We start from the raw sequence: 26,845 nt of genomic DNA, 5'->3' as shown, positions 1-26,845 counted from the left end.
TTCACGACACCACCTCGGTTTGGAAACCGAGGTGGTGTTGTCGTTGAGGGGTGTGCAGCGCTTCCGGTGACCGGTCGCCGGTGTCGCGAAAACCGGTTTGCCCTGGGCTGTCACAATTGAACTCGTGAGTAGACCGCATGTATCGCACCTGAACCAGAACCTCAAGCCACTCGAGCAGTCGCAGAAGCTGCAGAACGTGTGCTACGAGATCAGGGGGCCGGTGCATGCGCACGCGGCGCGGCTGGAGGCCGAGGGCCACCGGATCATGAAGCTCAACATCGGCAATCCCGCGCTCTTCGGCTTCGAGGCGCCCGACGTGATCATGCGCGACATGATCCACGCATTGCCGTACTCGCAGGGCTATTCGGAGTCGGCGGGCGTGCTGTCGGCGCGACGTGCGGTGGTCACCCGGTACGAACTGATCCCCGACTTCCCCTACTTCGACGTCGACGACGTGATCCTGGGCAACGGGGTGTCCGAGCTGATCACCATGACGATGCAGTCGCTGCTCAACGACGGCGACGAGGTGTTGATCCCGGCCCCCGACTACCCGCTCTGGACGGCGATGACCGCGCTGTCGGGTGGGCGCGCGGTGCACTACCGCTGCGACGAGGACAACGGCTGGAACCCCGACATCGCCGACATCGCGTCGAAGATCACCGACCGCACCAAGGCGATCGTGATCATCAACCCGAACAACCCGACGGGCGCCGTCTACTCACGTGAGGTGCTCGAACAGCTCGTCGAACTGGCCCGACAGCACTCGTTGCTGATCATGGCCGACGAGATCTACGACAAGATCCTCTACGACGACGCCGAACACATCAACGTCGCCTCCCTCGCACCGGATCTGCTGTGTCTGACGTTCAACGGACTGTCCAAGGCGTATCGCGTCTGTGGCTATCGCGCCGGCTGGCTGGTCCTCACCGGCCCCAAGGACCACGCCAAGGGGTTCATCGAAGGACTCGGCATCCTGGCATCCACCCGACTCTGTTCCAACGTGCCCGGCCAACACGCCATCCAGGTCGCACTCGGCGGGTACCAGAGCATCGACGCGCTCGTCGCACCCGGCGGGCGGTTGTTCGAGCAACGCAATGTCACCTGGGAGAAGCTCAACGAGATCCCCGGCGTCAGCTGTGTGAAGCCGATGGGCGCGCTCTACGCCTTCCCGCGGCTCGACCCCGAGGTGCACGAGATCCACAACGACGAACTGTTCGTCCAGGACCTGCTGTTGCAGGAGAAGATCCTGGTGGTGCAGGGCACCGGCTTCAACCTGACCGATCACAGCCACTTCCGGATCGTCACGCTGCCGTGGTCACGTGACCTGGGCGGCGCCATCGAACGGATCGGCAACTTCCTGTCGTCGTATCGGCAGTGAGCGCGCCCCCGCAAATCTATACGTGACGCCGAGTCACGGACACTCTGGTCAATTCATGTGACCGTTGGTAACGTCAACTCCGTTCGATTGTCTCGGAGGGGTGTCACATGGTGGAGTGGCGTAAGCGCGTCGTCAGCAACAACGGGGTCAACCTGGCCGTTTTCGAGGTCGGGGACTCGGCACACGGTGCGGACGAGCGACCCCGTCCAACGGTTCTGCTGATCCACGGATGGCCCGATACCCACCACCTGTGGACCCACGTCGCGCCCATTCTCGCCGCGGATTTCCACGTCGTCGCCTACGACTGCCGCGGATTCGGCGAAAGCGACCGCCCCGACGGCGACGACCCGTACCGACTGAGTGAGCTAGCCGACGACGTGTTCGCGGTGGCCGAGGCCGTCAGCCCCGACCAACCGGTGCACATCGTCGCGCACGACTGGGGCTCCGTGCAGGCATGGGAGGCGGTCACCCGCCCGGGCGCCGACCATCGGATCGCTTCGTTCGTCTCGGTGTCCGGCCCCAATCTGGATCAGCTGGGCGATTGGGCGCGCGACAACCTGAGCCGTCCCACTCCGCGCAACCTGGGGAATGCGTTGTCGCAGGCCGCATCGTCGGCCTACACGGTCTTCTTCCAGATGCCGCTACTGCCGAAGCTGTTCTTCGGAGCCGCGGGGTCGCCCGCCGTGTGGCGGGCATTCCTGCACCGGGTCGAGGGCACCCCGAGAGAGAACGTCGTCGTCGGGGACACGCTGCGCGAGGACATGATCTCCGGACTTCGCCTGTACCGTGCCAACATCCGCACCAAGTTGCGCGATCCGCACACCTCCCCCACGTTCGTGCCGGTCCTCGAAGTGGTCAACGAACGCGACATCGCCTTGCGCCCGGCGATCTTCGACGGCACGCACCGCCACACCCAGCGGCTCTGGCGACGCAGCACCGCCACCGGACACTGGCTGCCGTATACCAATCCGGCCTATCTGGCGCAGACGGCGCACGACTTCATCTCGGCTCACGCTCCCCGAACCCCGGCCGACGTCGCCGGCCGGCTCGATCGCAACCGACTGTTCGGACCGCCGAAGCCGTTGTCCGGCAAGCTCGCCGTGATCACCGGCGCGGGCAGCGGCATCGGCCGGGAGACCGCATACGCACTCGCCGAGCAGGGCTGCGAACTCGTCCTCGCCGACATCGACGTCGCCGCCGCCGAGGAGACCGCGCGGGAGAGCAAGGCTTTCGGCGCCCAGGCGTCGCCCTACGAACTCGACGTCTCGGACACCTCCGCCGTCAGCACGTTCGCCGACGAGGTCCGACGAGCCCACGGCGTGCCCGACATCGTCATCAACAACGCCGGGATCGGCCTGGCCGGCAGCGCTCTGGACGCGACCGACGAGCAGGTCGACCGGCTACTCGACGTGAATCTGCGTGGGGTCATCTCCGGCAGCCGCGCCTTCGGGCGGCAGATGGTGGAGCGCGGGGTCGGTGGACACATCGTCAACATCGCGTCGGCCGCGGCTTTCACCCCGCAGCGCTCGCTCGGACTGTACTCGGCGTCCAAAGCCGGGGTGCTGCTGTTCTCCGAGTCGCTGCGCGCCGAGCTGGCCGAGCATCGGATCGGTGTCAGCGCGATCTGCCCGGGCATCGTCGACACCAACATCGTCGGCAACACCCCGATCGCCGGACTCGACGCCGAAACCGAAGTGGCCGAACGGAATCGGATCGACGGCCTGTACCGGCGACGCGGCTTCACGCCGGATCGGGTGGCCCGCGACATCGTGCGCGCCATCATCCGCAACAAGGCGGTGGTGCCGGTGACGCCGGAGGCCAAGGTCGGCTATCGCATCTATCGCTTCACGCCCTGGGTGTCGCGCATCGCGGCACGTCGCAAGGTCACGCAGTAGAGAGGATCCGACGATGTCCGCGACCGCACACGCGCACCACGCCCATCCGATCAACGACGCCCGCGAACCGCGGGATGTCGACGGGTCCGACCCGGGCCCTGTCGAGCTCCATGCCCGCAACGTCGCCTTCGACTGGTCCGAGACCCCGCTGCACTGGATTCCCGACCACCCCGTGGCCGCCAACTTCATCAGCGTGCTGAATCTCCTGCTGCCCGAAGGTGAGCGTTGGTTCGTGCAGACCTACAACGAGGCCCTGCCCCTGGTAGGCGATGACGAACTCGCGGCCACCATGCGCGGCTTCATCGGACAGGAGGCGATGCACGCCGAGGCCCACGATCACGTGCTCTGGGAGTTCCTCGACCACCACGGCGTCGACCCGCGCCCCTACCAGCGGCAGATGGAGTGGATCTTCCGGAAGATCCTCGGGCCCATGGAATCCGGCACACCCCGGGCACGCCAGAAGCATCTCATCGAACGGCTGTGGCTCATCGCGGCGCTCGAGCACTACACCGCGATCCTCGGGGACTTCGCGCTGAACAACACGTGGGTGGAGTCGGGCGCCGACCCGACGATGACCGACCTGTTCACCTGGCACGGCGCCGAGGAGGTCGAGCACCGGGCCGTCGCACACGAGGTGGCCGTGTACTTCGGCGACAGCTATCTCCGCCGCGGACGCGCGATGCTGGTGGTGCTGCCGGTCCTGCTGCTCCTCATCAACCGCGGCTTCCGGTTCATCATGAGGCAGGATTCGTCGTTGCGGTACAACTACGTTCAGCAGCAGTACCACTACTTCCGGGGTGTCCGGGCCGGCGTCCTGCCGAAGATGCGGCACATCGTGTTCGCCACCTTCAGCTACTTCCGACCCGGCTTCCACCCCAACGAGATCGGCAGCACCGCACAGGCAGTCGCATATCTCGCCGCGTCGCCGGCCGCGCGAAACGCGAGTTGAGCGAGGTGACGTCGCTGATGAACCACCGCGCACACCCCCACAACACCTCGATGACGACGCCGCCACCGCATCTGTACGGGCGATGGCGCCACGACCCATTCCTCACGGTGGGAACGGTGATCGCGAAGATGTGGTGGCCGATCTGGCGACCACTGGCGCCGCTGCGCCCCACCGAGGCCGACGACGGCGTGACGACGGTGCGACTGATCGGCCGGGAGGTGGTGGCCGAGGACGAGAACGTCGTCGCGCTGACCTTCGCAGCGCCGGACGGAGGACTTCTCGCGCGTTGGCATCCGGGTGCGCACCTGGACCTGCTGCTCCCGTCGGGACGGATGCGAGAGTACTCGCTGTGCGGCGACCCGGCCGACCGGAACACCTATCGGATCGCGGTCCGCCGCATCCCCGACGGTGGCGGCGGCTCCATCGAGGTGCATGACGCTCTGCGGGTGGGCGATCTCGTCTCGATCAAGGGACCGCGCAATGCTTTTCCGCTTGCCGTCCCGGGCCACGGATCGCCGGCGCAGTCACTGCGTTTCGTCGCCGCCGGCATCGGCATCACCCCGATCCTGCCGATGCTCGCCGCAGCCGATCGGTTCGGTCTCGACTGGTCGATGATCTACACGGGTCGCACGTCGGAATCCATTCCGTTCCAACAGGAGCTCGCCCGCTACGGCGACAAGGTGACGATCTGGACCGACGACCGGCACGGTCTGCCGACGATGGAGGATCTCCTCGGTCCGGTCGATCCCGAGACCGGGCGTGCACCGAGCGGTCTCGCCGTCTACTGCTGCGGACCGGTGCCGATGCTCGAACGTCTCCGAACTCACCTGGGCGACCGGCCGGACATCGAACTGCACTACGAGCGGTTCAGTCCACCGCCGGTCGAGAACGGCGTGCCCTTCACCGTGACCCTCGCCTCCACCGGGCAGGAGATCCCGGTCGCCGCCGATCAGACAGCCCTCGCAGCGATCCTGAAAGTCCTGCCCTCGGTGCCGTATTCGTGCCAACAGGGTTTCTGCGGAACGTGCAAGGTGAGGACGCTGGCCGGTGAACCGGATCACCGGGACAACATCCTCACCGAGCCGGAACGCGCCGAGGGCATGTTCCTCACGTGCGTGTCACGCAGTGCGGGCGGGAACGTCACCGTCGATCTCTGACCCGGGCGCGTCGTCGACGACCGGCGCTGCGGTCCGTCCGCCGACGGCGCCCCGGAGGAAGTACGCCGCCGCGAGCGCGGCTGCGGCGGTGATCGCCACGGCCACCCAGACCGCGCTGTGCAAGCCGTCCACGAACACGTCCTGCACCGCGAACCGCACCTGCTGATCGATCTGGGACGGCGCACGGGCGGCCACCTCGATCCCCGCCATCACCGAGTCCTCGGCGACGGTCGTTGCGGCGCGGGGTACGCCCAACTGCGACAGTCGATCTCCGACGCCCGAGGTGTAGACCGAGGTGAGCACCGACCCCAGCACCGCGACGCCGAGCGTGCCGCCGATCTCGCGGGTGGTGTCGTTGACGGCCGAACCGGCGCCCGCCTGCTCCGGTCTCAGCGCATCCATGATCACCTGGGTGCACGGACCGGAGATGAACGCGAGGCCCATCGCCATCAGCGACATCGACCAGATGATCAACTCCCAGTACCCCGACATCCGCGACGACACCTCGACGAGCGCGAAGCCGCCCGACATCAAGAGTCCGCCGGCGACCGAGACCAACCGGGGGCCGAACCTGTGCGACAGTGCCATCGCGATCGGCGAGAACACCGCCATCACCACGGCGAACGGCAGGGTCCGCAGGCCCGCCTCCAACGGTCCGTAGCCCTTGACCGCCTGGAAGAACTGGGTGATCAGGAAGATGAAGCCGAACAGCGCGAAGAACGCGACACTGATCATCCCGGCCGCCGCGGCGAAGTGGCGGTTGGCGAACAGCCGGATGTCGAGAATCGGGTGCGCGATGGTCAGTTCCCGCCGCGCGAACAAGCCCAGGGCGATGCCTGCGACAACCAACCCACCGATGGTCCGAAGATCGGCCCAGCCGAAGTGCGGCCCCTCGATCACCGAGTAGGTGAGCAGCCCGAGTCCGATGATCGACAGCACCAGACCGATTGCGTCGAAACGGGATACGGCCTCCGGGCGTGTGCCCGGCACCACCATCACGATGGCGATCACCGCCACCGCGGCCATCGGCAGATTGACCCAGAACACCGACGACCACGAATAGTGCTCGAGCAGCCAGCCGCCGAGCACCGGACCGATGGCGACCGCGATACCCGACGTCGCGGCCCAGATCCCCACCGCCGCAGCGCGCTGCTTCGGCTCGGTGAAGATCGACGTGATGATCGCCAGGGTCGCGGGGAAGACCAGTGCGGCAAACAAACCGAGGCCCCCGCGGGTGGCGATGAGTTGGCCGAGGGTCTGCGACGATGCGGCCAGTGCGGAGATCGCGGCGAATCCGGCGATGCCGGTGAGCAGCATCCGCCGATGACCGAAGCGATCACCGAGATAGCCGCCGGTGAGCAGCAGACCGGCGAAGACGAGGGTGTAGGCGTCGACGATCCATTGCAGACCGGAGATCCCGGCGTCGAGGTCGCGCGCCATGGTGGGGAGCGCGACGTTGACGATCGTGTTGTCGACCATCACGAGTAGTTCGGCGAAGCACAGCGCCGCCAGAGCGAGCCAACGGGTTCTCATGTTCTCTCCTCGAGTCAGTTCTGGAACGTCGTCACACCGTTGTAGTACGTTGTTCTATTCAAGAAGAACATTGTTCTAGTAGGGTTGTCAATGTGTCACCACCGAAATCCGCCCGAACCCCTGCCACCGAAGTGCGCGCCAACCTGTTGGCCGCCGGACGTCGCATCCTCGAACGCGACGGAGTGGCCGCCCTGACGGTCCGGGCCGTCGCCACCAAGGCCGGGGTCGCGCCGATGGGTGTCTACAACCACTTCGACGGCAAGGAAGGCCTGCTGAACGCACTGGTCACCGATGGTTTCGCGGAGTTCGCCGGATTGATCGCCGCGACCGACGCCGACCCGTCCACACGGCTGCTCAACAGCGGCCGCAACTATCGGGGCTTCGCGGTCGCCAACCCGACCCTGTACACCCTGATGTTCTCGATGGACTGCGAGGCCGAGTCCGAGGTCGCCGCCCGCGCGTTCTTCGAGCTGGTCGACATCGTCAAATACGGCCAGGTCGCGGGGATGATCCGGCCCGGTGAGCCCGAGCAGCTGGCCGCGCAGATCTGGGCGTGCGTGCACGGCGCGGTGGCGCTGGAGCTGGCATCGTCGTATCCGCCGTTCATCGATCCCTCGGCGGCGTACGAGCAGGTCATCCGTCTCATCGCCCGGGGTGTCGCAGCCTGAGCCGAAGACGGGGCACCATCTGGGACAATGTCGCGGTGACCGAATACCGGATCGACGATCTGGCACGAGCCGCGGGTACCACGACCCGCAACGTGCGTGGCTATCAGGACCGCGGCCTGCTCCCCCGCCCGGTCCGGCGTGGACGCATCGCGATCTACACCGACGCCCATCTGGCCCGGCTGAAGGTCATCAACGATCTGCTCAAGCGCGGGTTCACCATCCGCCACATCGGCGATTTCCTGTCCGGCATCCAACGTGGCGACAACCTGGCCGAGGTGCTCGGCCTCGAGGAGATCGTCTCCGAACCCTGGTCCACCGCCACGTCGACGTCGATCTCCGCCGACGACCTCAAGTCGCTTCTCAACTCGGGGAACCCGGCCCACTTCGAGCGGCTCATCGAGTTCGGGCTCATCGAGCCGAAGGGCGATCACAAGCATCCCCACCACTACACGATCCTCGATCAGGAGACCGTGTCGGCGTATGGGCGGCTCGTCCGATTGGGCTTGCCGCTGAGCGGCATCCTCGACGTGCACGGCCGGCTCGACCGCGAGATGGCCGCGGTCGCCGAAGTGGTCATCTCGGCCGGCCGACGCGCTGTCACCGAGGGGCACGCGGACGGTTGGCTACCGCAGACATCGGCCGAATCCGAATGGGCGACAGAGCTTCTCAGCGAGCTTCGCCGCGCCGGTTCGGTGTCGGCGCACAACGCCCTCGACCGTGCGCTCGACCGCGACCTCGCCCGTCAGCTCAGCGAATACCTCGGCCGGGCACGACAGTCGGCCGCCGGTGCAGCAGGCGACGCGGCGACGACCGGAGACGACGCCGCCGACGGGTGACTCAGCCGGGCAGCACGATCGGCGGCAGTCCGGGGATCGGATTGGGAATCGTCCGCTGACGCGGCCGAGGTCGCGGCCGTGGACGCGGCTGTTGCTGGGATGGCGCCTCGGTGGTGCTCTCCGCGGTCGGCGGCGGTGGGGGTGGCGGCGCGACGTACCGCGCGGCGGGCTGGCGGGCCTCCGCGAAGTCGGCGGGGTCGGCATAGGTCGGGTCCGCGTCGGCGGACTCTGACGACGAATCGGCCAGGCTCATCGGACGATCGGCGGACCCGCCGTCGTCGCCGGTCACCGCAACCGCTGTGGCGGTGCCGATCCCGACGATCGCGAACACCGCGATGATGCCCGCCAGCAAGCGCCTCCCCGACATGCGCGTGCCCGAACCCCTGGCTCCCGAGGTCCGTAGCGCGCGCGGACGGGTGACCGGCGGACTCGTGAACACCGGCTCGAGCTCCCATTCCCGGGGCTCGTACACGGGCCGGACGATCGGTGTCGGGTTCGACGGAAGGCGTTCGGGCAGAGGAGGTTCAGGCAGAGGAGGTTCGACGATGTTCTCGGGCTCGATGGTGATCTCGGGCACGGTGTCGAGCGCGGACGCGGCGATCACCAAGGGTTCGATCGGGGTTGCGACGGTGGAGGACCCGGCGTCGGCCGCGGCCGGCACCTCGGCGCCCGAGTCGTGACGATTGCGGCCCGCGTCGTCGATCGGCATGGTCGCGGCGTCGAGTGCCAGGACCGGCACGGCGGCGGACTGCGCAAGCGCACTGTCGAATCCCGGCCACGCCTCGTGCCCCGGGGCCAACACGAGCGAGGTCACCCCGCCGGGCACGGACGCACCCGCATCGGCGGACAGCCGCACCACCTCGGCGAGCTGACCCGCGCTCGCCTCGTCGAGGTCGCGCTGGGCGACGCGGAAGAACTTGACGTGCTCACGGCCCATGATGAAGGTGCCGTCGGACGACGCGAGACGTTTCCGCCCACGGGACGCCAGATCGAGGAGCTCCGCGGTCCACACCTGCGTCGCGGGTTGCTCCACCCGTCCGGTGCGCACGAGATGGTCGGCGAGGAGGTGGTCCAGCACCGACGGCCTCACCGTCGGCACGACCTGTTGTTCGATCACCGATTCGGCGGTCGGGTCGACGACCGTGAGGTGCAGTCCGTCCTCCGCGACGTCGAGCAGCACGAACGGGAGGTCGGCGGGGATGCCGCGGGAGAGTTGGCGTGCGGCGATGTCACCCAGCAGGACGGGGTCGAGTGGGCGCAGGTCAGCTGCGGTCGTGGCGATTGCCGTGCGACCGCGCTCCGTCGCGTCGTCTGTCATCAGATCCGATGTCCTGCGTCCATGCGCACTCCCCCAGAGTGCACCCCCCGCGTCCGAAGTTCACGATGAAGTGCGGACGCCCGAGGTTAACACGGGTTCAGCGCGTCGGCGGGGTCGCGACCGTTGCGACCTGCGGCAACTCACTGTCAGAGTTCGCGCGACGTGCGATCGGCGACCTGGGCACGGCCCGCATGGGGCCGCCGATCGCATAGAAGCGCCAGCCCGCCGACCGCCATGCGGCGGCGTCGAGGCAGCGCCGCCCGTCGACGATGACCCGCGCCCGCACGACGTCGGCGAGCTCTTCCGGGGCCATGTGGACGAACTCGGCCCAATCGGTCGCCACCACGACCGCATCGGCCTGCTCACATGCCTCCACCGCGCTCTGTGCGTACGCCAGCGTCGGATAGAGGCGCCGGGAGTTGTCGTTGGCCTTCGGATCGAACACCGCCACCGACGCCCCACGCAGGGCGAGTTGTCCCGCGACGTTCAGCGCCGGCGAGTCCCGCACGTCGTCGCTCTCCGGTTTGAACGCGGCACCGAGGACGGCGATGTTGGTGCCGAGGACATCGCCGCCGACCGCGTCGGCGACCAGTTCGACCATCGCGCTGCGGCGGCGGGTGTTGATCGCATCGACCTCCCGCAGGAAGCGCAGCGCCTGACCCGCACCGACCTCGTCGGCCCGCGCCATGAAACCGCGGATGTCCTTGGGCAGGCAGCCCCCGCCGAATCCCAGGCCCGCGTTGAGGAATCGCCGGCCGATCCGTGCGTCGTAGCCGATGGCATCGGCCAGCGTCGAGACGTCGGCGCCGACGTTCTCGCAGATCTCACTGACCGCGTTGATGAACGAGATCTTGGTCGCCAGAAACGCATTGGCCGACACCTTCACCAGTTCGGCCGTCGCCCAATCGGTTCGGACGAAGGGCACGCCGGTCTCCAGGATTTCCCGATAGATCTCGGTGATCACCTGTTCGGCGCGATCATCCTCGTCGTCGGGGTCGGTGCCCAGCACCAGGCGGTCGGGTTCGAGAGTGTCCTCCACCGCAAAGCCCTCCCGCAGGAACTCCGGACTCCACGCGAGGTCCACGCGCGAGCCCGGCGCGGTGAGCACCGCCATCCGTTGCGACAGCGCGGCCGCAGTGCCCACCGGCACGGTCGATTTGCCGATGATCAGATGCTCTCCGCGCACCAGCGGCGTGAGCGCGTCGATCGCGGACTCGACATGCGAGAGGTCGACGCCGTACCCGCGTCGCACCTGCGGCGTCCCGACACCGAGGAAGTGCACCGATGCGAAGGCGGCGGCGTCCCGGTGGTCGGTGGTGAAGCGCAACCGACCGGCCGCGAGGTTGCGACGCAGCACGTCGGCGAGTCCGGGCTCGAAGAACGGCACCTCCCCGGCCTGCAGCCGGGAGACCTTGTCGGCATCGACATCCACACCGAGGACGTCGTGCCCGAGTTCGGCCATGCAGGCCGCATGGGTGGCACCCAGGTATCCGCATCCGATCACAGTGAGCTTCATGTCTTCAGTGAGTACGCGCGCTGCACTGCGACGACGCGACCACGACATGGCCCGCCCTGATCGATCGGATGAACTCCGATCATCGGAGATGAACGACCGTCGAACGACGTTCGTGAACTGCTGCCGTTCGGCCAGGTCAGTCCGACGGGAGGGTGAAGTTCAGATACGCCTTCGACGGCGTCGGTCCGCGCTGCCCCTGGTACTTCGAGCCCACCGAGGCGCTGCCGTAGGGATTCTCGGCCGGACTCGACAGCCGGATCAGACACAGCTGCCCGATTTTCATGCCCGGCCACAACGTGATCGGCAGGTTGGCGACGTTCGACAGCTCCAGCGTGATGTGCCCCGAGAAGCCGGGATCGATGAAGCCCGCCGTCGAATGGGTGAGCAGACCCAGCCGCCCGAGCGATGATTTGCCTTCGAGCCGGCCGGCGAGGTCGTCGGGCAGGGAGCAGACCTCCAGCGTGGAGCCCAGGACGAACTCACCCGGATGGAGCACGAACGGTTCACCCTCGGTGGGCTCGACGAGGGAGGTCAGCTCGTCCTGCCGCTGTGCGGGGTCGATGTGGGTGTAGCGCGTGTTGTTGAACACCCGGAACAGGCGGTCGAGGCGCACGTCGATGCTCGACGGCTGAACGAGCGTCGGGTCGAACGGGTCGAGCGCCAACCGGCCGTCGGCGATCTCGGAACGGATGTCGCGATCGGAGAGCAGCACGCCTGTGAGGTTAGCCGACGACCTCCGGTGAATGGCGCGTGACCGCGAGCTGTCGAACCAGATGCAACCTGACCCGAACCATGGTCAACCGACGGTCGCGTCTTCTACAGTGACCTCCGTGATTGTCGTGTGATCGCGGCGTGACGGTCACGAGACGTCATAGGGGGTCGCGGCCGAGGTGCATCGGCCCGCGCGAGTCGGGGATCAGGGGCGGATGCGGAACTACAAGTGGCTGGTGTCGTCGACCGTGGTCGTGGTGGTGGCGTGCCTGGCGGTGGCGCTCGGCGGTGAACGTGGCGTCGGTGCGGTGGCATCGGCACAACCGACGCAGCAGTCCGTGACCCCAGTCGCGAAGCCGCCCGACGAGCCGAAGGAATGCGTCGGGTCGAGATTCGCGACGTTCGGCGCCGTCTACGACGCGATCTTCGACTCGCTGCTGCCGATGCTGCCGGCCGAGATCAAGCGCCAGTCCTCGACGATCCGCGCTCGCGCGCATCGGGACATGAAGGGCCTGCGGATCTCGAGCCTCGCCGTCTCCAACCATCCCGCCCACCTGGGCGCGGACGAGAAGGACCCGATCATGACGTATCGGGACCCGATCTCGCAGTGGATCGTCAGCCAGCTGATCGATGTCCGCGAAGGCCGGTCGGGCCAGGCGATCGAGGTGGAGAACCTCACCGTCGCCCAGGCCGTGGAGACGGTCTGGCTGTATCTGTATGTCACCGTGATGGTTCCGCTCACCATCCTCCGACGCACGGTGCCGGCGATCGCCACGGTCGCCGGCCCCATCACCGTCGGGACGCTGCTCACGTTCCCGATCCTGTTGGGTGTGTTCGCATCGACCCAGATCTACAAGGTGGTCAGCGAGAAGCTGATCGATTCGTGTATCGCGTCGGTGACCCGCTCGCAGAAGGAGAATGCGGGCAAACCGGTGAAGGATCTCCGGTTCACCCAGTCGGTTCCCGCGATCGTCCGGGAGATCGCCGGCCAGGTCGACATCGCGGATGCGGACACCTGCCCGTCGATCGGCAGCATCCCGTTGTCGCGCATCGTGACCCGCACGTCGAACTATCTACAGTTGATCACCACCGACCCGCGTACCGATCGCCAGATCGCGGCGGCCGCGGGCCAGGTACAGGACTGGATGCGCCACGCGCGCGTCCATCAGAACCTCATCCCCGCCGACCCGGCGGACTTCACCACCCCCGAGTACGCGCTGTCCCAGCTCGGCGTCCTCATCCCCTATGTGGGCGGCACGCCACTCGACATCGGTATCGGTCTGGCCCACAACCGAAACCAGGGTGCCGACCTGGGCGCGACGGTGCCGGTCTCGTCGCTCACGGTCACCAAGACGCTCACCGCCGCCTACTACGCGTATGCACTCGCCGCCCACGTCGTGGAGCTGGCCTGGCAGGAGGGCGGCACCGATCCGTCGGCCGCACTGCTCAACGACCTCTTCCCCGGTGCCGGGATCACCGCGGACATGGTGCCACGGTCCGCGGGCATCATCGGTGCGCCGAATCTGTACGGACTCGTCGTGTACCACAACGTACTTCGGTCGATGTGTCTCGCCGAGGACAAGCGTCCGGCGCCGACGAAGACCGACGGGAAGCGCGTGCCGGTGTCGGCTGCCCGGTGGTGAGCGGCGCTAACCCTTCGGCCTTAACCCTTCTTGGGCCGGACCGCCCGCTCGGCGATCGCGATCACGAGACGTCGCGGTGCGAAACGGCTACCGATCGCGCTGATCCGATTCTGCGCACCGTCGATGACACTCGGCTTACCCGCCTCGAGCGCATCCAGCGCCGTGTCGACGACCTGCCGGGTGGACCGTCGCGACCCGACGGCGGCATCGTCGGAGCCGGCGATGTCGAAGAACTCGGTGTCGGTGGCGCCGGGGCACAGCGCGAGCACCTTCACCCCGTGCTGCTTGCCCTCCCACCAGAGTGCCTCGCTGAGTGAGAGCACATAGGCCTTGGTGGCCGCGTAGACCGCCATGTGCGGGACCGGCTGAAAGCCCGCGGTGCTCGCGACATTGATGATCGCGCCGGACTGCTTGGCCGCCATCGTCTTCAGGTAAGCGGTGGTGAGATCGGTGAGGACCGCGACGTTCAGTGACACCTCGTCGCGGATGCGCGCCGGATCGGCGTCGATGAGATCTCCGTGGGTGCCGAAGCCCGCGTTGTTGATCAGGATGTCGACGTCGAGGCCGCGCTTCCCGACCTCGGTGACGAGACCGTCGCCGGCACCGGGGACTGACAGGTCGGCAGCGATCACCTCTGCGCGGATCCCGTGCCGGGACCGCAGGTCCGCGGCGAGGGCCTCCAGCTTGTCCTCGCTGCGTGCGACGAGGATCAGATCGGAGCCCTTGTCCGCCAGGGTCTTCGCGAATTCCGCACCGATCCCGCCGCTGGCGCCGGTGATGAGGGTGGTGCGCTGACGGTAGTCCATGATTGCTCCTCGGTTTCGGGGATCGGGGTGGTCGGGCTTCAGAGGTCGCGTGGATGGGCGAGGATGCCGAGCTCGGCGAAGGCCATGTCGCCGAGGATGCCGGTGTATCGCGTGAGGCGCTGCTCGCGATCCTCGGGGGACGTCGAATCGACCAGACCCTTGATGCCGTCGAAGGCGCCGACCAGGACCGTGGCGAGGCCGTCGGCGTCGAGGTCGGCGCGGAACTCCCGGGCCTGCTGTCCGTCGCGGATGATTCCGGCCACCAACGCGATCCACGCGTCCATCGGCTTGACGACGTCGTCCGCGAGCCCGGCGTCGGCGCCCAACTCGCGCACGAGGCGCACGACACTCCACGCGCCCGGCTCCCGGGCGAGGAGCTCGAGCATCGCCGGCATGACGTCGGCGAGCTGTTGCGTCGGCGTGGCTTGCGCGAGGACACGCTGCTGGACCTCGGCCACCCACCGACGCTCCTGATCGTCGATGACCGCACGGGCCAGTGCCGCCTTGGACGGGAAGTAGAAGTAGAACGCGCCCTTGGTGAGCCCGGACTCGCTGATCAGCTCGCTGAACTTGGCTGCGCCATAGCCCTTCTCAGCAAATACTCGTGCTGCCACGTCGAGTAGGCGGGCGCGGGTGGCCGCACCCTTTGCGGTGGATGGCTCGACTGGACTCACGAGGCCAGAATAAACCGCTCGGTAGGTTTTGACAAACCATCCGGTAGGTTTTTCACTTCTAAGACCCGCCGGTGACCGCCCTCACGCCAGTCCGCCGACCGTTTGCTAGTCTGTCGATCGCGAGGTCAACGCCTTGCACGCCGATGTAGTTCAATGGCAGAACATCAGCTTCCCAAGCTGAATACGCGGGTTCGATTCCCGTCATCGGCTCCGATGAGAGCTTCGGTCACTTCGCCGTGTACCTCAGCAGCGCAACCCCGTTACCGAACGACTTCGCCTCGACGAGATCCAACGTCGGGACCTCGTATCCATCCGGGAACAATCGTCGGCCGCGGCCCTGCACGCTGGGGTACACGAAGAGCCGATACTCGTCGACGAGTCCGGCCTCGATCAGCGCATGGGTCAAGGTGATGCTGCCGGTCACGACGATGTCCTTGCCGTCCTGCCGCTTCAGCTCCGCGACACCGTCGGTCATCGAGTCGCCGGGAATGATCGTCGAGTTCGCCCAGTCGGGGTCGGTCATCGTCGAGGTCACCACGTACTTGTCCACCGTGTTCAGGTAGTCGGTCACGCCGGTCTGGTCGTCGGTCTGGTGCGGCCAGTACCCGCGGAAGTCCTCGAATGTCTGCCTGCCGACCAACAACGCGTCGGCCTCGGCGTCCTGACGATGCGATTCCTCGATCAGGTCCGGAGTGGTGTCGCCCGGATCGAACCAGGATTCCAGCATCTCGATCGATCCGTCGAGTGTGATGTTCTGCGTGACGGCCAGCTTTCGCATGGGTCCTCCTCGTCGAATGGCAGTGCGTTCTCTAGGGGTTGACCGGCTCGGCGGCAAGAGTTCATCGGCGGCGCGGTTTCGACAGGTCGCGCTGTCGCCGCGAGCGCAATAGCGCGCCGAGCCCGATCATGCCGACTCCGAGCCCGAGATGCAGCCAGTTGTCGGCATCGTTGACCGGCATGAAGTTGGCTGGACTCTCGCGATCGACGAGGAACCCGTACAGCCACATCACCAGATAGATCATCCCGCCGAAGATCAGGTAGAGGTGCGCGGTGTATCCGCGCCGGGCGCAGATCACCCCGGCGACGCCGAACAACAGATGAACGACGTTGTGCAACACCGAGACCTCGAATACCCCGACGAGCATCGCGCCGGAGTCGAGCCCGGCGGGGCCGAGCATGTCGAAGCGGCGGGTGATACCCGGGATGAAGCCCAGGACACCCGCGACGACAAAGCCGACGCCGACCGCGAATGCGGCGGTCTGCACTGGCGTGCGCGTCAGGCTGGAACGAAGTGTGGCCATGGGGAGCCGGCTTTCGACTCGGTCGGACAACATGTCGGCGCCGTCGGATCGACGTCGGGCGCACACGCAGAGTTTCCGCGTCGCGCCGGATCAAACATCCGGGCGCTGATCTCCCGACCGCGAGCACGGATACCCGTATCCCCGCCGAGGATTGGTTCCGCCCCGTTCTGGGTACCCCTCCGCGACAACACCGTCAGCCGAGGAGTACACCGTGGATACCGCAATCTGGGTCGTCATCGCCATCGTCGTCGTGATCGTCCTGCTCGTCGCCTTGCTGGTGATCTTGCGCCAGCGCAAATCGCACCAGCGGGTCAAGGCACAGGAAATTCGTGAGAATGCGTCCGAGCAGGCGTCAGCCGTGCGACACCGTGAAGCGATCGCGGAGGAGTCCGAGGCCCGAGCACGACAGGTCCAGGCCGAGGCCGACGCGAAGGCCGCCGAGGCCAAGCGCCTCAACGAGCATGCCCGCTCCCATCAGGAGCAAGCCGTCGAATCCCGGCAGGAACTCGACAGCGAGTACGCCCGTGCCGACAAGATCGACCCCGATGTCGGTCGGGACGGGAATCGTCGCCAGCCGGCGCCCGGACAGGACTCCGCGCAGTCACCGCGCCACGGGCAGGTGCCGGACACCAACGGATCATCCGACCCGCGTCACCTCCAGGATCCTCGGCAGACTCAGGATCCGCGACAGACCCAAGACCCCCGGCAGACGCAGGAGCCCCGGCAGACCCCGTAGCGCCGATCGGTCACCGGAAGTACGACGCGTAGTCGCCGAAAGGCACCTGCCCGCTGGGACTCGACCGCACGGCGCGAGCCACCGCGGGAGGAATCGGAGCCCAGTGGGCAGGCATCGCTGCCGCCAGTGAAGGCTTCAGGATGTAGAGCAGGGCGAAGTTCACGATCCACAGCGGCGGCGCCATCGACATGCCCACCTGTGAACTGACACCGCCCTTCGTGTTGGTCACCAGCTGGGCTGTGCCCGACATCTGTTGCGAGGCAAAGCCATAGAAGGCCTGCAACGCATTCCTCGGCCGCTGAGCCACCTCTGGCTTCCCGCTCGACCATCCTCGCTCCCTCGATCCGTATCCGCTCCTTCGATCGAGGGAGCGGATACCGATCCGGGGAGCGGATGGCGTCACGCGGCGACGAGAGCGTCGTCATCTGAGCAGTGGACGCGCCGCAGCGCACCAAGCCGACCTCAAGTCCGTCACAAGAGCCGATCGGGATGCTCGTCGCACAACAAGCAACCGAAAGGCTCCTCCGATGACGTTCCACGATTCCTCTCCCCGACCCGACATCACCTACATCGCCGACGCCCCGCCGCGCCGGCGATGGCAGCTCGCCCGGCACGGCGGTCTCCTGCTGGCGTGTATGGGCTTCATGTTGGTCGCCGCATGCAGCGTGTCCATCGGCACCGAGAGTGAGAAGCCGGTCGAGAAGACCTCCGACATCGCGGTCGGCGAATGTCTGCGGATCGCGGACAAGACCGACGACGAGGGAAAGGTGCGCGCCACCAAGGTCACCTGTGATTCCGACGGACTCACCTTCTACGCCGCGTCGACGGTCTCGACCGGCGCCGACTGCGCGGCCGAGAACAGTGCCAGCCTCACCTTCGCCGGCGACTCCCAGAAACTCTGCATGACACCCAATTTCGTCAACGGCGAGTGCTATCAGATCCCGATGCCCGGCGGTCAGCTCGTGGACTACCGGGAGAGCGACTGCTCGGCGACACCCGCGCAGACGACGGTCATCGCCGAGGCGGTCTCCCGTTCGGACGAGTCGCTGACCTGTACCGAGGACCAGACCAAGTGGTCGTTCTCCCAGCCGAATTCGCTCGGCTACTGTCTGCGCGCGGTCGAGGCGGCCTGACACCAGGCGACGACAGGTTCGCGATCGATTCTTGTCGGACCGGTTTCGTAGAGTGGTTGTCAGCAGGATCGGTTGTTGATGAACCCGAGGTCGGCCCCCACCGGAGTGGCTGATGTTCGAAGAGATATGTGGGAACGGTCCTGGTGTTCCCTGGTTTCTTCGTGCGGAAGGTGTTCTCGGTGTCGGGTTCAGCGTGGTCGCTGTCGTCGTGGTGGGGAGTCCCCTCGCCGTGGCCGGATGTGGCGCCGCTGTTCACGGGCGGGGTGTCTGCCGAGGAGATTCCCGCCGCCGACACCAATGACCTTGTCGGCTCTTTCGTCTCGCTGCAGCGCGGCCAGTCGTTTCTGGCGTGGCAGAAGTACCAGACCGCCGCCGAGTTGCATGCCCGCATCGTCGGGTCTGATCCGGATCCGCATGCACTGTTCCTCAAGGACGGTTTCGCCGACTGTGCCGCGCGGATCGCCATCTCGCTGAGCATCTCCCAACACGCTGCGGAGAAGATCATCAACCAGGCTCTCGCCTTGCGGGACCGGCTACCGCAGGTCGCCGAACGGCTGCGTGATGGACGAATCTCGGCGGACCTGGTGGCGACGATCATCTCCCGCAGCGACCTGGTCGACGGTCACGAGTATGCGGCGGTGGTGGATGTCGAGGTCGCGGCGGCCCTGGATCTTCATGAGGGTGCGTGGTCACGCGAACGCGTGCAGGACATGGTCGATCGCATCGTGTTCCGCCACGACCCCGACGCCGTCCGCGAGCGCCGTCGCCGCGCCCTGGATGCGCGCGGTATGTGGGTGCGCGACGGCAAGGACGGCACCGCGACGTTGACCGCGACGATGGCGGCGGAGAACGCACAGATCGCGGCTGCCGCGGTCAAGGCTCTCGCCGCGGCCGCATGCGAGTTCGATGGCCGCACGAGGCAGCAGCGTGCGTCGGATGCGGCATTCGCGTTGCTGACCGGAACTCCGTTCGAATGCCAGTGCGGCCACGTTGATTGCAGCGCGCAGATTCCGGAATCTTCGACGATCCCACCGGTCGACTCGAAGGTCGTCATCCACGTGGTGTGCGACGAATCCACCGCCGCCGGCACCGCCCACAACGCCGGGTTCGTCGCAGGGCACGGCGTCGTCTCCGACGCCCACGTCCGTGACCTGATCGCCCGCCCGGATGCCGTCGTCAGGCCACTCGTACCGCCGGGTACACCGCAGAATTCGGACGGCACGATCACGCTGCCCGCGTATCGGCCGTCGGATCCGTACCGGCCGTCGTCGGCGTTGGATCTGTTCGTTCGGATTCGTGACGCCTACAGCGTGATCCCGGGTTCGTCGGTGTCGTCGTTCGTCGCCGACGTCGACCACGTCGTCGAGTACGACCACCGGCATCCGGCGCGTGGCGGTCAGACGACGGCGGACAACCTGAATTCCAAAGACCGCTTCGGGCATCTGCTCAAGACGTTCGGCGACTGGATCGACGATCAGTACCGCGACCTCACCGGCCGCCTGCACACCGAGTTCACCACCCCCGAAGGCCTGGTCGTCACGGGCGATCCCGAGCATCTCGACGTGCTGTTCCCCGGGCTACGCCGCATCCGGTTCGCGGCGCCTGCCCAGGGTCCGCCGGATCTCACGACGCCTGCTCCAACCGTGGAGACACCAGCAGCGCCCACTCGTTCGCAGAGTCGGGTGTCAGCCAAGCACACCCGCAGACAGCAGGAACGCGAACGCAACCGCAGACGCCGAATCAGCAACGAAACAGACGGTTAGAAGCTGAGACTCCCGGTCCCGCCGCCGCCCCCACCACCGGCGGTGGTCTGCACCGCGACGGTCGCGCTGCCGACGTCGAGGCCCGGCAGCTCGGTGCAGGTCGCCGTCACCGTGTAGGCGGTGTTCGGAGCGAGATTGGAGATCGTGAGCCGCGTCGCGCGGTCGGCGGGTACGACGGTCGGATTGCTCGGGATGGCGATGTTCACCCCCGGCGGCAACCCGTTCGGCCGTGCGACGGCGATACACGTGTAGGGGCCGCGGCCGTCGGCGGAGCGGTCGATCACGACGGTCGAGGTCGTCGCACTACTGCCGCCATCGGTCAGGTCGAATGCCGGCAGTGCGGCACTCGCCGCCCCCGAGCCGACGAACCCGAGTCCGACAGCCGCTCCCACGGCGAGCACAGAACCCAGAATCTTGTTTCGCATGCTTGCCAACGGTAGCAGCGATGCGTGAAATGCACAGAGCTGCCGCGTTTTTCAACATTTGTTGTAGCTCGGCGAGCAACCTGGCTCAGTAGCGCACCGGAACCGTGGTGATGGCCAGATTCGGGCTGCTGTAGCCGGAGAGCTCCCGCTCGGGCAGCGTGATGTCCGGCGCCTCGAGCGGCGTGTACGGCACCTGGCCGAGCAGGTGGGTGATGATGTTGAGCCGGCCACGCTTCTTGTCATCGGTGTTGGCGACGTACCACGGCGCCCAGCCCGTGTCGGTGTAGCGGAACATGTCGTCACGGGCCTTCGAGTAGTCGTCCCAACGCGTGTACGACTTCACGTCCATCGGCGACAGCTTCCAGTATTTGCGCGGGTCCTCGATTCGGCTCTGCAGCCGGAGCGTCTGCTCCTCCTCGCTCACCTCGAGCCAGTACTTGATGAGCAGGATTCCCGAACGCACGACGGCCCGCTCGAACTCCGGCACGTCGGCGAGGAACTGCATGGACTGTTCTTCGGTGCAGAAGCCCATCACGCGCTCGACGCCCGCCCGGTTGTACCAACTGCGGTCGAAGATCACGACCTCTCCCGCCGCAGGCAGGTGCGATACGTACCGCTGCAGGAACATCTGCGACTTCTCGCGTTCGGTCGGCGTCGGCAACGCCACCACCCGGAACACGCGGGGGCTCACCCGCTCGGTGATCGCCTTGATGACGCCACCCTTGCCGGCGGTGTCGCGCCCCTCGAAGATCACGCACACCTTCGCGCCGGTGGACTTCACCCATTCCTGCATCGCGACGAGTTCCGCATGCAGGGGTTTGATCAGCTCCCGGAACTCTTTGTTCTTCATCAGAGGCTCTGTTGCGGAGTCGGATTCGCGGTCGTCGATGTCCGGCAACGGAGCGATCGTGCCGCGGTTCGCATGCTTGTGCGACTTCACCTTCTTGGACTTCTTCTTCTTGCCCATGAGTGTCCTCCTCCGATCGCGTGCGCCGCGTCGACGACCCCGACAACGCGTCCGACGAATCCTACGGCACTGGTGCTCGCGCGACGCCTGACATCGTGCGATCAGCCGGCCGCCGTGGGCAGCACGACGTCGAGACGGAAGCCCTCCGGAACATGCTGGGCGCTCACGTCGCCGCCGTGCGCCTCGACGATCCCCCGGACGATGGCCAACCCCAGGCCGGCGCCCGCCGACGCGGTGCCGGTCGGCTTGTCCGGGGTCCGGGCCGTATTCGCCCGCCAACCGATCTCGAACATGTGCCCAAGGTCCTCCGCGGCCACGCCGCTGCCGTGGTCCAGCACGCTCAGGACCACGCGCGCATCATCGCTGCGATGGGCCGAGACGAGGATCTCCGACCCCGACGGGGCATGCCGCAGGCTGTTGGTCAGAAGGTTGACCACCACGCGGGTCAGCTCGTGCGGGTCGGCCCACAGCATGCAGTCGGCAATGCCGGCCTGCACCACCCGGACGTCGCGGTCGGTTGCGATGTGCGCGACGTCGGCGACCGCATCCGACACGATGTCGAGCAACCCGACGGATTCGCAGTGCAGCGCCAACGCGTCGCTCTGAATTCTGGAGAGGTCGAACAGGTCGTCCACCAGGCGGCTCATGGTGTCGACCTGGACGCGGATTCGGCGTGCGTAGTCGGCGGGGTCCTCTGCGGCCCCGTCCTCGAGGACCTCGGCCATCGCCCGGACGCCGGTCAGGGGCGTGCGCAGGTCGTGGGAGATCCACGCGAAGAACTGCCGGCGGGAGGCGTCGAGCCGGGCGATCTCCGCCCGCGCGGCCGCCAGACGTTCGGAGGTGTCGGCAAGCGCGGTCGAGACGTCGGCGAACTCCTTCCAGCCGTGCGCGTCGTCATCGACGACCTCGCCGTCGCCGATGCGCAGAGCCGATTCCCTGATCGCACCCATCCTGGCCCGCGCCGACCGGCCGGTCACGACCGCCGCGAGCAGACTCAACAGCGCCGAGATCAGCACCACCCAGATCAACACCTGCAGATCATGCTGCGACACATACATCTCCGACGCGATCGCCATCGTCGACGCGACAACGGCAACCGGCGCCGCGGCCACCACCACCGCGAACTGGGAGGTGATCGAACCGCGCCGGTTGAGTCGCATGATGAGCAGCGCGACGCCGGTGACCACCGCCGTACACACCGCGGTGATCCCGACGATCAGGAGAATATCCTTGACACTCAGCATCATTCGGACTCCTGCACCGTGAATCGATAACCGGCTCCCCACTCGGTGAGCAGGTGGCGGGGAAAGCGCGGTTCGGGTTCGATCTTCTCGCGCAGACGCCGGACGTGAACGGTGACCGTCGACGCCTCCCCGAACGACCATCCCCACACCTCGCGCAGGATCTCGTCACGCGAGTGGATCCGCTCGGGATTCTGCAGGAAGAACAGGAACAGCTCGTACTCTCTTGTGGTCAGCGATATCTCGTGGTCGTCGAGCCAGATGCGACGGCGAGCGGGGTCGACGCGGAACGGTCCCACCGCGAACGGAGACACCGAGGTGGTGGCGCCGCGGGCACGCCGGATCGTGGCGTCGATGCGAAGTTGCAACTCCCGCAGCGCAAACGGCTTGGCGACATAGTCGTCGGCGCCGTATTCGAGTCCGTTGATCCGCTCATCAACGGAGTCGAGCGCGGTGAGCATGATGATCGCGACCTGGGGTGCCGAGGCCCGCACCTCGCGACAGAGCTCGTCGCCGCTGACCCCCGGCAGCATGCGATCGAGGACGAGCACGTCGGGAACGTCGGCGGACAACGCGATCCGGGCAGCGTCTCCGTCGGCGAACTGGGCCACCGGATAACCTGCCGCACGCAGGTAGTCACCCACCACCGTCAGCACGGTGGGATCATCTTCCACGATCATCACGCGTGGGCGTTCTTCCACGTCATCGACGATAGACCTCGGTGGCCGCGATAATCGCCGTGAAGTTCTTACGCTCTTGAAATCTTCGGTCTCGGTGCCGATTTCCCTCCTACCGTTCGGGACGTCACACACCATCGAGAGGGAGAAACACTCATGCGCAAGTCAGCAATCACCGGCGCCGTCGGCGCGACGCTCATCGCCGCGGCGGTGTCGCTCACCGGGTGCAGCTCGGACGCGGACCAACCGGCCGCCGCGACGTCGTCCGCGGCGATGATGTCGCCACAGAGCATGATGTCGTCACCGGAGATGATGTCGCCGCAGGCCCAGATGTCCCGGACGGGCCAGTTCGGCGGGCTCAACGGAAAAGCCGTGTCCGGCATGGCGATGGTCAGCGACGACGAGATCGTCCTGTCGGGATTCTCCTCCGACGAAGGACCCGATCTGCACGTCTACCTGACGAACGGCACCGACCAGACCGCGGTCGGCGCCGGCAAGGAGATCGGCACCGTCGCCTACGACAAGGACTCCCAGACCTTCATGCTCGAGGGTGTCGACGCCTCCTCCTACACCACGGTCGTGATCAACTGCGACAAGGCGAAGGCCGTCTTCGGTGCCGCACCGCTGATGTCATGACACTGTCGTCGAACCTTCGCGTCCTCGCCGCACCCGTGCTCATGGGTGCGGCGAGGATCGCCCTCGGCATCCTCTGGCTCAACGAGGGAATCCTGAAGTACCGCGCTCACTTCGGCAGTGCCGACATCCAGTTGGTGGTCGACGGCGCCATGTCCAACAGCCGAGTGCCCGGCTACTTCACCGAGTTCGCGACGCTCGTGATGGACCCTCTCACCGAACTCTTCGGCGTTGCCATCCCGGCGATGGAGACCGGCCTGGGCATCGTCCTGGTCATCGGCGTGCTGGTCCGTCCCGCCGCAGCGCTGTCCGCCGTCATGCTGATGACCTACTGGATGGCCGACCAGCTGATCGGCCAGTACCCGATCATGGTCCTGCTGTCGGTCGCCGTCGTCGCGTTCCCGCACGCCGCGTCAGGGTGGTCACTGCCCACGCTGCTGGTCAGTCGTCGGACGAGTCGGGCCGCGATACCGGATGTGCACCGCTGATCACCGTTCGACGACCCTTCTGCGGCGGTCGTGGGCACCGTCGCGACTTCGGACATATCCGGCGAACCGATGCCGCCTATGTCCGAAATCGACTGCTTTGCCGGTCTTTTCGCCACAGATGTAGCCCAACTCACACCGTCCCGAGGCGACTCCGGGGCGGTGATTCACTTAGTCTGGCTAAGTAATTTTCATTTAGCTTTACTAAGTAGTTGTCTGTTGGAGGGGGCGTGTCTCCGTGTCCGGATCCCGCACGATCGATCTGACGACCACCACACCGACCGGTGCCGCGGCCGTCCATCGCGATCTGATCCGGATCGGACGCGCGGTTCGGTCGAGATCCGGCGAGGGTCCGCTGTCCGCGGGTCAGATGTGTGCGCTGTGGACCATCGCGCAGCATGCGCCGATTCGCGCCACCGAACTCGCCGACCGCGAGGGCGTGGCGGGACCGACGATGTCCCGGGTGGTGGCAACACTCGAACGGCACGAGATGGTGGTGCGCACCGCCGATCCGCACGACGGGCGGGTCTGCCTGCTCACACCGACGGCAGCGGGGCTCGATTTCATCCGGGGCGCATCGTCGCGCAAATCGCAGCTGTTCGAGGTGGCACTCGACCATCTCGACTCGGACGACCGAGAGAAGGTCGAACAGGCCATGCGGTTGCTCGCCGACACCTTGTGCGAGCTCGCCGTCCATCCCGGCGCCCACGCCCCCGCTGTTCCCACCACAGACGACGCCCCGACAGAGGAGGAGAACTGATGCAGCCCAACATCAACGGACACCGCGACGAGGGCGACTCGTCACCGCCTTCGAGCCCCGGTGGCACTATCCGCGGCGACATCCGTCGCGCGGACGGTAGCGCAATCGCCGACGCGACGGTGACGGTCATCGACCCGAACGGCCGTCAGGCCGCCCGGTCCGTCGGAAATCCCGACGGCACGTTCGTCATCCGGGTCGCCGCGGGTGGCCACTACGTGCTCGTCGTCTCGGCGAACGGCCACGAACCGTCTGCGGTCACCGTGGCCGTCGGCAGCAGTCCGGTCGACGTCGAGGTCACCTTGTCGTCGATGGCCGCGCTGGGCGGCGTCGTGACCACCTCCGCCACCGGCGAGCCCGTCGCCAAGGCGACCGTCGCGGTCGCCGACCGCACCGGACAGGTCACCGCCACCGCCGTCACCAGCGCGGACGGCCGGTGGGACGTGAGCGGACTGTCGGGCGGCACCTACACCGTCATCGTCACCGCATCCGGCTGTGATCCGGTCGCCGAGACCGTGACCATCGACGGGACCGCCGCCGCGACGATCGACGTGGTCCTGCGCACCGCCGCCGAACTCGGCGGAGTGATCACCGACGGCACCGCCGCCGACGGCTCGCCGGTGGCGCACAGCCAGGTAGCGCTGCTCGACGACGCCGGCGAGATGGCGGCCAGCGCACTGACCGACGAGCACGGGCGCTACCTGTTCGCCAACCTCGCGCCCGGCGACTACACCGTCATCGCCAACGGCTATGCGCCGGTCGCGGCGACCATCGACATCGAGGCCGGACGGGTCGTCACGCACGAGTTCGTCCTCGGGGCAAGGGGGCAGGCATGAGCGGAACGATCACGGCACGCGTGTCGACCTCCACCGGCCGTGCCCTCGAGGGAGCGGTGATGACCGTCATGTCGCAGGCCGGCGAACAGCAGGCCATCGTGCGCGCCGACGCGGATGGCGCCCTGGTCGCCGCCGACATCGGCACCGGCACCTATACCGCGGTGATCACGGCCGAGGGCTATCAACCGACCGCTCGCGTTGCGGTCGTATCCGGTTCCGGCGCGCTGAATCTCGGACAGATCACCGCTGCCCGCGCGGGCGGCGCACCCGTCCCGGCGACCGGCCGCTGGGAGATCGACCCCGGCCATTCGACCATCGAGATCAGTGTCCGTCATTTCGGGATCGCCACCATCCGAGGACGTTTCGGCGACTTCACCGGTCAGATCGAGGTGGCCGAGGACATCGAGAAGTCGGCGGTGATCGCCGAGATCAAGACGGCGAGCATCGACACCGACAACCGGACCCGCGACGACCACCTTCGTTCCGACGCGTTCTTCGACGCCGAGCAGTACCCGATCGCCGAGTTCCGGGCGTCGCAGGTGCGGCCGTCGACCGATGAGGCGTGGACGCTCTCGGGCACTCTGACGCTGCGCGGCACCGCAGTGCCGGTGTCCCTCGAACTGACCTATCTCGGTGAGGTCGACGACCCGTGGGGTGGTCACCGCGCCGGCTTCCGCGCCACCGGGTCGCTGCAACGCAACGACTTCGGGATCAGTTTCGACGACAAGCTGATCAGCGGAGTGGCTCAGATCGGCAGCACCGCGACCGTGAGCCTCGACATCCAGGCCGTCCGCACCAGCTCCTGAA

The 26,845-nt window shown here is 67.0% G+C and carries 27 protein-coding genes, 1 tRNA gene and 1 pseudogene; 16 read left to right on the top strand and 13 right to left on the bottom strand.

The window, feature by feature from the left end; all coding sequences use genetic code 11:
• The first annotated feature begins 124 nt into the window (after nucleotides 1–124).
• The 4 genes from D7316_RS20610 to D7316_RS20595 all read left to right on the top strand — a co-directional run bounded on the left by D7316_RS20610 (nucleotide 125) and on the right by D7316_RS20595 (nucleotide 5,379).
• Nucleotides 125–1,378, top strand: a complete 1,254-nt coding sequence (locus tag D7316_RS20610) for a pyridoxal phosphate-dependent aminotransferase (protein ID WP_124709912.1) — start codon at nucleotides 125–127, stop codon at nucleotides 1,376–1,378.
• Between the two features lie 107 nt (nucleotides 1,379–1,485).
• Entirely contained in the window at nucleotides 1,486–3,273 is a 1,788-nt protein-coding gene (locus D7316_RS20605; protein WP_124709911.1) for an SDR family oxidoreductase, read from the top strand.
• Nucleotides 3,274–3,286: 13 nt separating this feature from the next.
• A complete protein-coding gene (locus D7316_RS20600) occupies nucleotides 3,287–4,222 on the top strand; it encodes a metal-dependent hydrolase (protein ID WP_124709910.1) in 936 nt (311 codons plus the stop codon).
• Nucleotides 4,223–4,239: 17 nt separating this feature from the next.
• The gene (locus D7316_RS20595) at nucleotides 4,240–5,379 is read left to right on the top strand and encodes a PDR/VanB family oxidoreductase (RefSeq protein WP_124709909.1); all 1,140 of its coding nucleotides are present in this window, start codon (nucleotides 4,240–4,242) and stop codon (nucleotides 5,377–5,379) included.
• Here D7316_RS20595 and D7316_RS20590 read toward each other — a convergent pair.
• Nucleotides 5,341–6,912, bottom strand: coding sequence for an MFS transporter (locus D7316_RS20590; RefSeq protein ID WP_124709908.1), 1,572 nt, complete (start codon nucleotides 6,910–6,912; stop codon nucleotides 5,341–5,343). The two genes, D7316_RS20595 and D7316_RS20590, sit on opposite strands and share 39 nt — an antisense overlap.
• Nucleotides 6,913–7,004: 92 nt before the next feature.
• Between D7316_RS20590 and D7316_RS20585 the strand changes: the two genes are divergently transcribed.
• A complete protein-coding gene (locus D7316_RS20585; protein WP_124709907.1) occupies nucleotides 7,005–7,580 on the top strand; it encodes a TetR/AcrR family transcriptional regulator in 576 nt (191 codons plus the stop codon).
• Nucleotides 7,581–7,615: 35 nt separating this feature from the next.
• On the top strand, nucleotides 7,616–8,416 hold the full coding sequence (locus tag D7316_RS20580; protein WP_124709906.1) for a MerR family transcriptional regulator: 801 nt from the start codon (nucleotides 7,616–7,618) through the stop codon (nucleotides 8,414–8,416).
• A 1-nt stretch (nucleotide 8,417) separates the two neighbouring features.
• Here the strand turns inward: D7316_RS20580 and D7316_RS20575 are convergent, their stop codons facing one another.
• The 3 genes from D7316_RS20575 to dcd all read right to left on the bottom strand — a co-directional run bounded on the left by D7316_RS20575 (nucleotide 8,418) and on the right by dcd (nucleotide 11,962).
• Nucleotides 8,418–9,734 carry a hypothetical protein gene (locus D7316_RS20575; protein WP_124709905.1) on the bottom strand — a complete coding sequence of 439 codons (1,317 nt, stop codon included), beginning with the start codon at nucleotides 9,732–9,734 and terminating at the stop codon, nucleotides 8,418–8,420.
• A gap of 97 nt (nucleotides 9,735–9,831) precedes the next feature.
• A complete protein-coding gene (locus D7316_RS20570; protein ID WP_124709904.1) occupies nucleotides 9,832–11,250 on the bottom strand; it encodes a UDP-glucose dehydrogenase family protein in 1,419 nt (472 codons plus the stop codon).
• A gap of 136 nt (nucleotides 11,251–11,386) precedes the next feature.
• Nucleotides 11,387–11,962 (bottom strand): dCTP deaminase, encoded by a 576-nt coding sequence (gene dcd / locus D7316_RS20565; protein ID WP_124709903.1) that lies wholly within the window; start codon nucleotides 11,960–11,962, stop codon nucleotides 11,387–11,389.
• A gap of 214 nt (nucleotides 11,963–12,176) precedes the next feature.
• Here dcd and D7316_RS20560 point away from each other — a divergent pair, with 214 nt between their 5' ends.
• A complete protein-coding gene (locus D7316_RS20560) occupies nucleotides 12,177–13,604 on the top strand; it encodes a hypothetical protein (protein ID WP_232016999.1) in 1,428 nt (475 codons plus the stop codon).
• 20 nt (nucleotides 13,605–13,624) lie between these two features.
• Here D7316_RS20560 and D7316_RS20555 read toward each other — a convergent pair whose 3' ends face one another.
• Nucleotides 13,625–14,410, bottom strand: coding sequence for an SDR family NAD(P)-dependent oxidoreductase (locus tag D7316_RS20555; protein ID WP_124709902.1), 786 nt, complete (start codon nucleotides 14,408–14,410; stop codon nucleotides 13,625–13,627).
• 38 nt (nucleotides 14,411–14,448) lie between these two features.
• A complete protein-coding gene (locus D7316_RS20550) occupies nucleotides 14,449–15,084 on the bottom strand; it encodes a TetR/AcrR family transcriptional regulator (protein ID WP_124709901.1) in 636 nt (211 codons plus the stop codon).
• 139 nt (nucleotides 15,085–15,223) lie between these two features.
• Between D7316_RS20550 and D7316_RS20545 the strand changes: the two genes are divergently transcribed.
• Nucleotides 15,224–15,294: transfer RNA gene (locus tag D7316_RS20545), tRNA-Gly, on the top strand.
• 16 nt (nucleotides 15,295–15,310) lie between these two features.
• On the opposite strand, the gene D7316_RS20540 is transcribed toward D7316_RS20545, so the two are convergent.
• Together D7316_RS20540 and D7316_RS20535 are read right to left on the bottom strand one after the other, a co-directional pair.
• Nucleotides 15,311–15,862 (bottom strand): dihydrofolate reductase family protein, encoded by a 552-nt coding sequence (locus tag D7316_RS20540; RefSeq protein WP_124709900.1) that lies wholly within the window; start codon nucleotides 15,860–15,862, stop codon nucleotides 15,311–15,313.
• A gap of 61 nt (nucleotides 15,863–15,923) precedes the next feature.
• Nucleotides 15,924–16,385 (bottom strand): DUF4383 domain-containing protein, encoded by a 462-nt coding sequence (locus D7316_RS20535; RefSeq protein WP_124709899.1) that lies wholly within the window; start codon nucleotides 16,383–16,385, stop codon nucleotides 15,924–15,926.
• Nucleotides 16,386–16,596: 211 nt separating this feature from the next.
• Here D7316_RS20535 and D7316_RS20530 point away from each other — a divergent pair, with 211 nt between their 5' ends.
• Nucleotides 16,597–17,121 carry a hypothetical protein gene (locus D7316_RS20530; protein WP_124709898.1) on the top strand — a complete coding sequence of 175 codons (525 nt, stop codon included), beginning with the start codon at nucleotides 16,597–16,599 and terminating at the stop codon, nucleotides 17,119–17,121.
• Nucleotides 17,122–17,131: 10 nt separating this feature from the next.
• Here the strand turns inward: D7316_RS20530 and D7316_RS20525 are convergent.
• Nucleotides 17,132–17,401: pseudogene (locus tag D7316_RS20525) on the bottom strand (hypothetical protein); the annotation flags it as partial.
• Nucleotides 17,402–17,648: 247 nt separating this feature from the next.
• On the opposite strand from D7316_RS20525, the gene D7316_RS20520 reads away from it, so the two are divergent.
• Nucleotides 17,649–18,254 (top strand): pyridine nucleotide-disulfide oxidoreductase, encoded by a 606-nt coding sequence (locus D7316_RS20520; RefSeq protein ID WP_124709897.1) that lies wholly within the window; start codon nucleotides 17,649–17,651, stop codon nucleotides 18,252–18,254.
• Between the two features lie 179 nt (nucleotides 18,255–18,433).
• Entirely contained in the window at nucleotides 18,434–20,017 is a 1,584-nt protein-coding gene (locus tag D7316_RS20515; RefSeq protein ID WP_164473824.1) for a DUF222 domain-containing protein, read from the top strand.
• Here D7316_RS20515 and D7316_RS20510 read toward each other — a convergent pair.
• From D7316_RS20510 to D7316_RS20495, 4 genes are all read right to left on the bottom strand, one after another.
• Nucleotides 20,014–20,442 carry a hypothetical protein gene (locus tag D7316_RS20510; protein ID WP_124709895.1) on the bottom strand — a complete coding sequence of 143 codons (429 nt, stop codon included), beginning with the start codon at nucleotides 20,440–20,442 and terminating at the stop codon, nucleotides 20,014–20,016. The two genes, D7316_RS20515 and D7316_RS20510, sit on opposite strands and share 4 nt — an antisense overlap.
• Before the next feature lie 85 nt (nucleotides 20,443–20,527).
• Nucleotides 20,528–21,409: a polyphosphate kinase 2 gene (gene ppk2, locus D7316_RS20505; RefSeq protein WP_124709894.1), complete on the bottom strand. Its 882-nt coding sequence runs from the start codon at nucleotides 21,407–21,409 to the stop codon at nucleotides 20,528–20,530.
• A 101-nt stretch (nucleotides 21,410–21,510) separates the two neighbouring features.
• Entirely contained in the window at nucleotides 21,511–22,656 is a 1,146-nt protein-coding gene (locus D7316_RS20500) for a sensor histidine kinase (protein WP_197718277.1), read from the bottom strand.
• Nucleotides 22,653–23,330, bottom strand: a complete 678-nt coding sequence (locus tag D7316_RS20495) for a response regulator transcription factor (protein ID WP_124711472.1) — start codon at nucleotides 23,328–23,330, stop codon at nucleotides 22,653–22,655. Before D7316_RS20495 ends, D7316_RS20500 begins: the two co-directional genes overlap by 4 nt.
• 153 nt (nucleotides 23,331–23,483) lie before the next feature.
• Here D7316_RS20495 and D7316_RS20490 point away from each other — a divergent pair, with 153 nt between their 5' ends.
• The 5 genes from D7316_RS20490 (at nucleotide 23,484) to D7316_RS20470 (ending at nucleotide 26,844) form a co-directional block, all read left to right on the top strand.
• Nucleotides 23,484–23,963: a DM13 domain-containing protein gene (locus D7316_RS20490; protein ID WP_124709893.1), complete on the top strand. Its 480-nt coding sequence runs from the start codon at nucleotides 23,484–23,486 to the stop codon at nucleotides 23,961–23,963.
• Complete coding sequence (locus D7316_RS20485; protein ID WP_124709892.1) at nucleotides 23,960–24,448, top strand: DoxX family membrane protein; 489 nt, start codon at nucleotides 23,960–23,962, stop codon at nucleotides 24,446–24,448. The genes D7316_RS20490 and D7316_RS20485 overlap by 4 nt, the downstream gene beginning before the upstream one ends.
• Before the next feature lie 235 nt (nucleotides 24,449–24,683).
• Nucleotides 24,684–25,205: a MarR family winged helix-turn-helix transcriptional regulator gene (locus tag D7316_RS20480; RefSeq protein ID WP_124709891.1), complete on the top strand. Its 522-nt coding sequence runs from the start codon at nucleotides 24,684–24,686 to the stop codon at nucleotides 25,203–25,205.
• Complete coding sequence (locus D7316_RS20475) at nucleotides 25,205–26,038, top strand: MSCRAMM family protein (protein WP_124709890.1); 834 nt, start codon at nucleotides 25,205–25,207, stop codon at nucleotides 26,036–26,038. The genes D7316_RS20480 and D7316_RS20475 overlap by 1 nt, the downstream gene beginning before the upstream one ends.
• Nucleotides 26,035–26,844 (top strand): YceI family protein, encoded by an 810-nt coding sequence (locus D7316_RS20470; RefSeq protein ID WP_124709889.1) that lies wholly within the window; start codon nucleotides 26,035–26,037, stop codon nucleotides 26,842–26,844. Before D7316_RS20475 ends, D7316_RS20470 begins: the two co-directional genes overlap by 4 nt.
• Nucleotide 26,845 lies beyond the last annotated feature (1 nt).

The sequence above is a fragment of the Gordonia insulae genome (assembly GCF_003855095.1).
GTDB lineage: Bacteria > Actinomycetota > Actinomycetes > Mycobacteriales > Mycobacteriaceae > Gordonia > Gordonia insulae.
Note: the sequence above shows the minus strand (reverse complement) of the source record. Positions and strands in the feature narration are given on the sequence as shown.

Excerpts from the sequence above, each read along its gene's own strand:
- D7316_RS20495 (WP_124711472.1), bottom strand. The coding sequence starts at position 23,330 with ATGATCGTGGAAGATGATCCCACCGTGCTGACGGTGGTGGGTGACTAC.
- D7316_RS20575 (WP_124709905.1), bottom strand. The coding sequence starts at position 9,734 with ATGACAGACGACGCGACGGAGCGCGGTCGCACGGCAATCGCCACGACC.
- D7316_RS20520 (WP_124709897.1), top strand. The coding sequence starts at position 17,649 with ATGACGTTCCACGATTCCTCTCCCCGACCCGACATCACCTACATCGCC.
- D7316_RS20555 (WP_124709902.1), bottom strand. The coding sequence starts at position 14,410 with ATGGACTACCGTCAGCGCACCACCCTCATCACCGGCGCCAGCGGCGGG.
- D7316_RS20470 (WP_124709889.1), top strand. The coding sequence starts at position 26,035 with ATGAGCGGAACGATCACGGCACGCGTGTCGACCTCCACCGGCCGTGCC.
- D7316_RS20510 (WP_124709895.1), bottom strand. The coding sequence starts at position 20,442 with ATGCGAAACAAGATTCTGGGTTCTGTGCTCGCCGTGGGAGCGGCTGTC.
- D7316_RS20595 (WP_124709909.1), top strand. The coding sequence starts at position 4,240 with ATGAACCACCGCGCACACCCCCACAACACCTCGATGACGACGCCGCCA.
- D7316_RS20570 (WP_124709904.1), bottom strand. The coding sequence starts at position 11,250 with ATGAAGCTCACTGTGATCGGATGCGGATACCTGGGTGCCACCCATGCG.
- D7316_RS20490 (WP_124709893.1), top strand. The coding sequence starts at position 23,484 with ATGCGCAAGTCAGCAATCACCGGCGCCGTCGGCGCGACGCTCATCGCC.
- D7316_RS20560 (WP_232016999.1), top strand. The coding sequence starts at position 12,177 with ATGCGGAACTACAAGTGGCTGGTGTCGTCGACCGTGGTCGTGGTGGTG.
- D7316_RS20535 (WP_124709899.1), bottom strand. The coding sequence starts at position 16,385 with ATGGCCACACTTCGTTCCAGCCTGACGCGCACGCCAGTGCAGACCGCC.
- D7316_RS20485 (WP_124709892.1), top strand. The coding sequence starts at position 23,960 with ATGACACTGTCGTCGAACCTTCGCGTCCTCGCCGCACCCGTGCTCATG.
- D7316_RS20540 (WP_124709900.1), bottom strand. The coding sequence starts at position 15,862 with ATGCGAAAGCTGGCCGTCACGCAGAACATCACACTCGACGGATCGATC.
- ppk2 (WP_124709894.1), bottom strand. The coding sequence starts at position 21,409 with ATGGGCAAGAAGAAGAAGTCCAAGAAGGTGAAGTCGCACAAGCATGCG.
- D7316_RS20590 (WP_124709908.1), bottom strand. The coding sequence starts at position 6,912 with ATGAGAACCCGTTGGCTCGCTCTGGCGGCGCTGTGCTTCGCCGAACTA.
- D7316_RS20600 (WP_124709910.1), top strand. The coding sequence starts at position 3,287 with ATGTCCGCGACCGCACACGCGCACCACGCCCATCCGATCAACGACGCC.
- D7316_RS20605 (WP_124709911.1), top strand. The coding sequence starts at position 1,486 with ATGGTGGAGTGGCGTAAGCGCGTCGTCAGCAACAACGGGGTCAACCTG.
- D7316_RS20500 (WP_197718277.1), bottom strand. The coding sequence starts at position 22,656 with ATGATGCTGAGTGTCAAGGATATTCTCCTGATCGTCGGGATCACCGCG.
- D7316_RS20475 (WP_124709890.1), top strand. The coding sequence starts at position 25,205 with ATGCAGCCCAACATCAACGGACACCGCGACGAGGGCGACTCGTCACCG.